The sequence below is a fragment of the Peribacillus sp. NPDC058002 genome (genome assembly GCF_042886655.1).
GTDB lineage: Bacteria > Bacillota > Bacilli > Bacillales > DSM-1321 > Peribacillus > Peribacillus aracenensis.
On sequence record NZ_JBHVQU010000162.1, the window covers coordinates 1 to 8,449 of the forward strand.

Below are 8,449 nucleotides of genomic sequence, written 5' to 3' on the forward strand. Positions count from 1 at the left end.
CAATAATCCCCCCACTTCTGTACCTCTAGATAAATGAATTTTTTATTTTTCGTATGCCTACTAAACTTAACTAAAGCGGAATAATCCGAAATTAAGCTTTGAGGGGGATTTGCTTTTTTGTAGGCCTTATTCTTTTTCGAATTCTAATATTTTCACTCTCGTGTTATTCTGCCTTTTCATAACAAGAAATCCACACACTTTTATTGTAGTTCTCACAAGTATTGTCCCCTCCCCCTAAAGGTTACATCCATTACGAAATATAAAAAACGCAAACCCTTACGTTTCAAAGGTTTGCTTTTTGATTGATTTCGTTCATAGATAGCGTTAATCTATTAATTTTCAATTCTTCCTTCACTAATCATAATTTCAAATTCTATCTCCATCAGCATTTCCGGCATGGCAAAACCACTTACGATCAAGCCTGTACTGCAAGGATAAACATCTTAAACATTTAAATCGTATGCCTACTACCATAAAAGACTAACTGTTTTCCTTCCTGCTCTTCCATTTTAAATCCACGCCAACCATTTGCGATAATTCTTTGCTGGGATGCTATATCATTCATCTCAATGATCTGGATTTCCTGCCATCGAGATGTTTTCACTTCAGACAATTCCTTGACAAATATATAACGCAATTGCCCGCCATATTTCTCTTTTAACGCCACAATTTCCATTCCTTGGGCAAATTTATCTTTTAAACTGGGAATGTTAAAAGGCGCAACTGTACAGCATACATATCGGTAAGGCGACTCCTGCTTGTTCAACTCCTGCATGATCAACGTTGCAAGTGTTTGTTGCAGTTTGTTTCCCCTGTATGCAGGCAGTACGTTAGAAATTTCCTGATAAATCACTTCCGACAGCTCGTATTCCATCATTCCGAAATCTCTCCCTAGATGTTCCTCATCAATAGGCGGAGCCAGCAACGCCCGGAATGCAATGAGATCCTCACCTTCGAATGCTCCAATCATGAGCCCATTTCCTTCTAGAATATATTGAAACTCTTCCTTAGTAAGCGGTTGAAGTACACCTTTATCGGTCAAATGGTGAACGACCTGTTCTTGAACTTGTAAAATATCGGTTAAATCCTCCAACACTAATTTTCTGACCTCATAGCGTTTATGATTTTTATCCTTACTGATGGTACCTTCATAAATCAATTCCAAAGTTGCTCCCCCTTTTATTGGATGACATCCTGAAAAACTGTTAATTCAACTAGCATTTCTTCATTTATCGCTACACCTAATCCTGGTTTTTCATTCAACCTAATATATGGGACATCATAATAAAGATTCCCTACATCCTTGGAGAATTTCAATGGACCAGTGAGTTCCACGCTTGTGATCACCTTTTTTGAAAATGCAACATGGAAGCCAGCTGCAGAACCTATGGATGATTCTACCATTGAGCCAATCTGACATTCTAACCCAGCAAGCTCTGCTTGGTGGGCTAGCTTAATTGCCGGATATATACCACCACATTTCATCAGTTTAATATTCAATTTATCAGCTGCTCGTTTCTGGATAATTTCGCGCATTTCCCGTGTGCCCTTTAACCCCTCATCAATCATCAGCGGAATCGTAGACTTCGATTTTATTTCAACCATCCCATCGATGTCATCGGCAGCTACCGGTTGTTCAAGCCAATCAAGCTGGCATTCAAGCAATTGATCAATCGCTACAAGAGTTACCGCACTGTTCCGCCATCCTTGATTAACATCTGCACGTATAGCGATACTATCACCTACACGGTCGCGGACAGCTTGTATGCGTGCCACATCTTCACTGACATTGGTGCCAACCTTCATTTTAAATGACTGATAGCCCTGCTCGACCATAACTGCCGCTTCTTCGGCCATTTTTTCAGGAGGAGCTATACTTAAGACATGGGTAATTGGAAACTCATCATGATAACGTCCCCCGATTAGCTGGTAGACTGGCTGCCCCAGCTTCTTTCCCATGATATCAAAGCAAGCAATGTCAATGGCTGCCTTAGCTGTAGGAGCTCCATAAATCGCTTTGTCCATCAAATCATGAAGCCTTTCGATTTCAAATGGATTCTTGCCTAACAGTATGGGTCCCAACGTATTTTTCAACACCTGGTAGGTCCCTTCCAGAATCTCACCAGTCACATGTTCGTCTGCCACACCTTCCCCGTACCCAACAAACCCTTCATCCGTCTCAATTTTGACAATGATCGATGGCATAAATTCGTAAGTATGGTAACTAACCACAAAGGGCTCTTTAAGAGGCAGATGGATTGCATATAGGTGGATCGCTGTAATTTTCATTTCTAATACTCCCTTTCGATTCACAAGATTGTACGAGTTTGATATAGTTGTCGTTAATAAACCGTTATTTAATCCATTAGCTGTTTCACTTGGAGGTTAACAATGAATACAAGAATTGCTGTCATTGGTTCCACTGAATTTATCGAAAAAATTGAATCCATCACATCCGAAATTGCTGGAATTGATTTCGACGCCTATGTATATGAGAAACCTACTGAGGCCGGTATGCTTGTTAAGAAACTCAAGCCATGTGATGCTTTGTTGTTCTCCGGGGCGTTACCGTACTACTTTTCAAAAAAATATCATGAGCACCTTCCGATTCCTTCTTTTTATTTAGCACAAGATGAAATGTCGGTCGCTTCTTCCTTACTATCCGTGCTTTATCATAAAAAAATCTCTCCACATCGAATTTCCGTCGATGTTAGCAACGCCTTGATCGTAAAGAACGTATTAACTGACCTCGAAATCGAGATGGACCCGAGCTATATCATGGATTATCAGGAGATGCTGAATGACTCATTTGATATTTCACTGATCACTTCTTACCATCATGAACTTTGGAAGGAGGGTTTCATTGATCTTGCATTAACAAGCATCCATTCTGTATTTGATCAACTGCAACTTATTGGGGTACCTGCCATGCGCATGGTTGATCCCCGAAGCTCCATCTTTAAAGCGCTGCAGGATATTAGAGCCAATACAGAACTAATTAAAAGCAAATCTTCACAGATTGCCGTTTGCTATGTAATATCGGATGAAGCGAACGCTCATGAACTGGTAGATGGTATAGCACATGAAATACAAGCCTCGGTCCAGCTTCTTGAAGACTTCCACTTCATCCTGTACAGCACTCGTGGTGAAATAGAATTGTTGATAAAGAAAAATGGCCTGAATTATTTTTTTGACAAATTCAAGAAGAATTGTAAAGTTGGTTTCGGATATGGTTCAACCATTATGGATGCAGATCGTCATGCAAAGATTGCCCTCGGATTTGCTGAAAAAAATAATGAGTACAAATGCGGATACATTCTCACTGAAGACAAAGATTTGCTTGGACCATTTCCACAGCAAACCAAACAGCAACGCTTGAAAAACGATCATCCCGAACTACTTCAGGTTGCCAAACAGACAAAATTGAGTCCTGCTAACATATCTAAAATCATCCAGTTCAGTCATTCCCGCCAATCCGTCCAATTCACGGCTGCTGAACTAGAGGATTATTTACAGGTGACCCGTCGTACTACAGAAAGAATTTTAAAAAAGCTATCCGATCATGGGCATGTCACCATCGTCGGCGAAGAAATGACCTATTCGAAGGGACGCCCCAGAGCTGTTTATGAACTTAATTTGCCAGTATACTGGATTTAAATGTAAAGAAAGGTTCTTTTGGTAGGAACCTTTCTTCGCTAGAGGTATCTTGCTTTATTGCAGGTATTTTTAAATTTGGAAAGTTTTTCATATAGGTAAAGTTGCTTCCTCTTCTTTCTTGATATTCTGAATTTCGGCTTCTGTCAATTTCGTAATGGTAAAGCCAGTCATCGCATAAATGATAGAAATAACTGGGATGATAAAATTCAGAATCGCATATGGTGCATAATCGAATGCATGCACACCAAGTGTTGCAAGGATAAATACTCCGCAAGTATTCCAAGGAACAAATACTGAAGTCAATGTTCCTCCATCCTCAAGTGCACGGGATAGGTTCTTCGAGTGAAGTCCTTTATCTCGGTAAGCTTTTACATACATACGTGAAGGAATGACTATGGAAATATATTGTTCTGAGCATGTTACATTCGTCGCAAAACATGATAAAACTGTTGACGCAACGACGCTTCTAGATGTTTTTGCGAATTTTAATATTTGCTTTACGATCGCTTGAAGCATGCCTGTGTTTTCAAGGATTCCACCAAATGTCATTGCAACGATCGTCATGGACACGGTGTACATCATTGAATCCAATCCGCCGCCGTTAAACAGCTTGTCGACCATATTATTGCCCGTATCAATCACGAAGCCGCTTTGCAATGCTGCTATTGCATCAGCCATGTTGCCTCCTTGAATGAAAATTTGTGATAAGAAGCCGAGCAGCACCCCTATAATCAACGCCGGAATGGCTGGAACTTTTTTAGCAACTAGAATAATGACGATTAACGGAATGATCAATAGAAACGGAGAAATGACAAAGCTATCCTGCAGTACACGCATTGTTTGTTCAATATTCTCCGCATTCATATCTCCTTTACCAAAATCCTTCCCAAGTATGGCGTATATAACCAAGGCAATGATAAATCCTGGAATCGTCGTGTAAAGCATATGGCGAATATGTACGAATAAATCAGTTCCTGTAAGTCCAGATGCAAGATTGGTCGTGTCTGAAAGCGGTGACATTTTGTCACCAAAATATGAGCCTGAAATAATAGCCCCCGCAATCATTGGTGCTGGTATTCCCATACTTAGACCAATCCCCATCCCAGCAACACCGATTGTCCCCATCGTTGACCAAGAACTGCCGATTGCCAATGATACCACTGCACAAATAACGGAGATGCTAACAAGAAAAAATGAAGGAGTGAGGATTTTAAGACCATAATATATCATGGTGGCAACAATTCCTCCGCCCATCCAAGCCCCGATTGTCATCCCTACTAGAATAATGATGACGACTGCTGGCAGGGCGAGGCGTATTCCCTTGTACATAGACTCTTCTATTTCGTTCCACTTATAACCTGAACTCCAAGCAACAATAGCAGCAGCTGATGTGCCTACAATAAGTGGAATATGCGGACCCTGTTCCAGCCAGACCACCGTAATTGCCATCATTACGATCATGACGATGAGCGGTATTATTGCAACACCGAATGACATTTCTTTTTTCATAAAGCATCCCCTTTGTGATTAATTTTCATGACTCTATTATTTGATGACTATTTAAAAAGAATGACATGTCGTTAAATAGCCGTTAATAGAATTATCATAATATTTCTACGAATAACCGTCAATTAATATTTTGAAAGTTAGCTCTCTTTAACAAGACATTAGAAATCCATTACAGTGACTAAAAGAAAAAACACCAAATGGCAACCACCCATCCCAACTTAAATAAGATGCATTTCCTTTTTCAGTACTTTTTTGGCCATGCCAAATAACCCTCCATAACCCTTTTGGAAGGTTCTTTCTCTGAATCACAAAACCGCTATTTGGCTAAATCCAGGAACGACTTTTCCCATTTTTATTTCACGGATATCCGTCTTTATCTACCAGGGTAACAAAAGTCTTTTCAGCCGTTTTCTTTTCCTTAAATTAAATTCAAAGTTATTCTACCTTAACTTTAATTTTATTAATGGCATTATACCCATAACCTTTTTTATTCCAAAAAGGTAAATTAGGCTGGATTTAACCAAATGAATCTGTTGCTCTAGTTTTAATCGTATACTCACCTTTTTCTAATATAGTCCATTCAAATGACCAGCTAACCCATCCATAACCAATATTTTCACGAGGTAATATATCAGCTTTTCTCCATGTATGGCCATCTTCCATACTAATTTCCAACTTTATAATTACTCCTTTTCCTTCCATGCAATCCCTTTTATTAAATTACCAGTATTCGGAATGTCCATATCCAGCGGTTTTTGGATTGCCGAATTGATATGTATTGTAGTGACTGGAAATGCATTTTGTTCATTGTCTTCATTTGGATAATACACATAATCAATTGTTTGAAAAGGCCCCATTGAATTTTGAATTAATAACACTTATCTGCTTTATCCACTTAACAGATGCCATTGCATACCACTGCGGAACTATTAACCTCAGTGGATAACCATGTTTAAAAGGAATTGGCCGATTATTATACTCATATGCAATAATGGTATCCGGATGCAGTGCTTTCTCGACAGGCACACTCCTGGTGTAGGTGTAAGCCTCATCTAGATCGGTCCTATTTCCATAATCATAACCCTCCACGACAACTCCTTTTGCCCCTTCCTCTATCCAGATAGATCAAGTAAGGTCCTTAATGGTACACCTTTCCACCTACCTTGGCTAATAGCTCCCTTTCCCCATTGTTCTCCAAATATTTTAAGTTCGAATAGATTACACTTGTCTCCCGAGCATTCAAGGACAACGAGTTTTAGATGGGTATTGAAGAATGTCTTGCATGGATAGGAGTAAAGGATCGGATACTAAAACATTTATAGGTAGCCTACAGTTTGAATAAGAAAGAGGCGGATAAGAAAAGTGGTTCCTTCTATGAAATAAGTGGTTTTCCATACTATCTATCATTATTGATGAATTGAACCGGTTTCTCCTGATTTTCCGGGATCAAACTACGAGTCAATAAATAGGGTTTCACTTTATGAGGATTTGTCATAATTCCCCCCTGATAAAAATGAATCATTATAGATGTATACGTTTGTTACAGCTTGATTAGGTTATTGATTTTTTTGTGCTTCACTTTACCCGCTTCTTATCTTCAGAAATCCCACGCATTCTTTGGAATTTATAGAGCCAACTCAGCAGCTTTTCCAAAGTCCGAATCAAAGTGAACCAGGGTAGTAAATCAATTACGTCGACACCAGGACAGCATTATGTAGGCTATTAACAAAAGCCAGCTATCGAAAAAGTTATTGTAAGTTTACTATCTCAAGATAAGGACTTACAATACGAAGCCTACAATCCTACCACCAATGAATAAAAAGGAAAATACATATCGGACGTTTATAATATGCATTCTCCTTTTACTTCTTGTTAAACAATACTCCATTTTGTGGAATGAATTTGTCTTCAGGTTATTAATCCAATTGCATTTTTTAGAACTTTCGGTGCCTTTTTAATTCCTTCTGTTCCAATAAAACTGCTCGCACTTGCTATTAATAAGCTTGAAGAAATGAATTTGACCACATAAAAAATTCCTGATCCAATAATTAGATCTAGGATTAAAAACCTTTTAATTGTTGAGCCTTTTACTACATAAATAACAATTTGGTTGTTTTTCTTCCTACGCAGCATTGTCACACCCTTATCTTTTTCTAAAGGGTATGACAATGATGGGTTGTCATATTCTTTGGATTAATAAAGCTGCTTTCTGTTAGTACCGGGCATAACAAGCTTCTTAAATATGAGGAGGTCTTTTTTGATTAAACTTACTTTCCTGTTTGGATGCTCTGACTAATAATTTGGCTCAAAGCCTCGTTTATTGGTGTAGAAGGGCGACCAAGTAATATTTCCAAATCGTTTCTCGCTATCTCTAATTCACCACCCCTAATGCCTTTTTGCATGTTTACGAGCATAGAAATGTAGGTTTCTGGTACCTCTGCACTTTTCATAATATCGGTATACATAGCATCATCGACTTGTTGTAAAAGTACTTCTTTACCTAACACAGTTCCAAGAGCAGATGTTAATGCCTCTTGAGTCATAAGCTTGCCGGAAAGCTCGTATACAGTATTCTCGTGTCCGCTCCCGGTTAAGACATTTGCTGCTGCCTCCGCATAATCTTGTTGAAGTGCCCAGCCCACCTTTCCTGTTCCTGCAGATGTAATCCAAGGTGCTCCTGCCATCACACCTTGTATACTCCCCATTTCATTTTCCAAGTACCAATTTTTTCTTAAAATTGTGTATGGAATACCTGTTTTCAAAATAGCTTCTTCCCTTGCACGATGCGCTGGGGCAAGGAATAAGTTACTTTCACTTGCATTTGTTACACTGGTATAAGCAATGAATTTAACTTGATTACGTTGAGCAGCTGCTACTGCATTAGCATGCTGTCTTATTACTGTTTCATCATCCCCAACAGTGGATATAATTAAAAGTCGATCAATTCCTGAAAAAGCAGAATCTAATGTTTCTGGTTGATCAAAATCTCCATATCGAACTTCTATTCCACTAGCTCTTAATCCTTCTGCTTTTTTAAGATTTCGAACACTAACTGCTAATTGACTCGCTGGTACAGCATTTAATAACGTTTCTACAACTTTAGATCCTAATTTTCCTGTTACACCAGTAACTAATATTTTCATCTTTTTTCCTCCAATTCTATTAGAAAAGTAGATACTTGCAATCTAAATAATGTGTATTGATAAACATAGTAAAATAACTTTTTAAGTTTATTGATATACCACCCTTCACTTATACGTATACTTGTTGAATTAGTAAGTAC

Annotated in this window: 9 protein-coding genes; 1 reads left to right on the forward strand and 8 read right to left on the reverse strand. The window is 38.7% G+C overall.

Annotation, left to right across the window (positions count from 1 at the left end; genetic code table 11):
- Positions 1–451: 451 nt before the first annotated feature.
- Together ACFVSH_RS19910 and ACFVSH_RS19915 are read right to left on the reverse strand one after the other, a co-directional pair.
- Positions 452–1,165 carry a GNAT family N-acetyltransferase gene (locus ACFVSH_RS19910; protein ID WP_387707465.1) on the reverse strand — a complete coding sequence of 238 codons (714 nt, stop codon included), beginning with the start codon at positions 1,163–1,165 and terminating at the stop codon, positions 452–454.
- A gap of 14 nt (positions 1,166–1,179) precedes the next feature.
- Entirely contained in the window at positions 1,180–2,289 is a 1,110-nt protein-coding gene (locus ACFVSH_RS19915) for a mandelate racemase/muconate lactonizing enzyme family protein (protein ID WP_387707467.1), read from the reverse strand.
- Positions 2,290–2,391: 102 nt separating this feature from the next.
- Between ACFVSH_RS19915 and ACFVSH_RS19920 the strand changes: the two genes are divergently transcribed.
- Positions 2,392–3,657: a transcriptional regulator gene (locus ACFVSH_RS19920; protein ID WP_387707469.1), complete on the forward strand. Its 1,266-nt coding sequence runs from the start codon at positions 2,392–2,394 to the stop codon at positions 3,655–3,657.
- Positions 3,658–3,744: 87 nt separating this feature from the next.
- On the opposite strand, the gene nhaC is transcribed toward ACFVSH_RS19920, so the two are convergent.
- The 6 genes from nhaC to ACFVSH_RS19950 all read right to left on the reverse strand — a co-directional run bounded on the left by nhaC (position 3,745) and on the right by ACFVSH_RS19950 (position 8,309).
- A complete protein-coding gene (gene nhaC, locus ACFVSH_RS19925) occupies positions 3,745–5,166 on the reverse strand; it encodes a Na+/H+ antiporter NhaC (RefSeq protein ID WP_387707471.1) in 1,422 nt (473 codons plus the stop codon).
- Positions 5,167–5,682: 516 nt separating this feature from the next.
- A complete protein-coding gene (locus ACFVSH_RS19930; protein ID WP_387707473.1) occupies positions 5,683–5,868 on the reverse strand; it encodes a hypothetical protein in 186 nt (61 codons plus the stop codon).
- A gap of 132 nt (positions 5,869–6,000) precedes the next feature.
- The gene (locus ACFVSH_RS19935; RefSeq protein ID WP_387594799.1) at positions 6,001–6,255 is read right to left on the reverse strand and encodes a molybdopterin-dependent oxidoreductase; all 255 of its coding nucleotides are present in this window, start codon (positions 6,253–6,255) and stop codon (positions 6,001–6,003) included.
- A gap of 23 nt (positions 6,256–6,278) precedes the next feature.
- Positions 6,279–6,467 carry a molybdopterin-dependent oxidoreductase gene (locus ACFVSH_RS19940; RefSeq protein WP_387707476.1) on the reverse strand — a complete coding sequence of 63 codons (189 nt, stop codon included), beginning with the start codon at positions 6,465–6,467 and terminating at the stop codon, positions 6,279–6,281.
- 607 nt (positions 6,468–7,074) lie between these two features.
- On the reverse strand, positions 7,075–7,299 hold the full coding sequence (locus ACFVSH_RS19945) for a hypothetical protein (protein ID WP_387594796.1): 225 nt from the start codon (positions 7,297–7,299) through the stop codon (positions 7,075–7,077).
- A gap of 134 nt (positions 7,300–7,433) precedes the next feature.
- Positions 7,434–8,309, reverse strand: coding sequence for an SDR family oxidoreductase (locus ACFVSH_RS19950; RefSeq protein WP_387707474.1), 876 nt, complete (start codon positions 8,307–8,309; stop codon positions 7,434–7,436).
- Positions 8,310–8,449: the final 140 nt, after the last annotated feature.

Coding starts and splice junctions, on each gene's coding strand:
- ACFVSH_RS19920 (WP_387707469.1), top strand. CDS start 2,392: ATGAATACAAGAATTGCTGTCATTGGTTCCACTGAATTTATCGAAAAA.
- nhaC (WP_387707471.1), bottom strand. CDS start 5,166: ATGAAAAAAGAAATGTCATTCGGTGTTGCAATAATACCGCTCATCGTC.
- ACFVSH_RS19950 (WP_387707474.1), bottom strand. CDS start 8,309: ATGAAAATATTAGTTACTGGTGTAACAGGAAAATTAGGATCTAAAGTT.
- ACFVSH_RS19930 (WP_387707473.1), bottom strand. CDS start 5,868: ATGGAAGGAAAAGGAGTAATTATAAAGTTGGAAATTAGTATGGAAGAT.
- ACFVSH_RS19915 (WP_387707467.1), bottom strand. CDS start 2,289: ATGAAAATTACAGCGATCCACCTATATGCAATCCATCTGCCTCTTAAA.
- ACFVSH_RS19945 (WP_387594796.1), bottom strand. CDS start 7,299: ATGCTGCGTAGGAAGAAAAACAACCAAATTGTTATTTATGTAGTAAAA.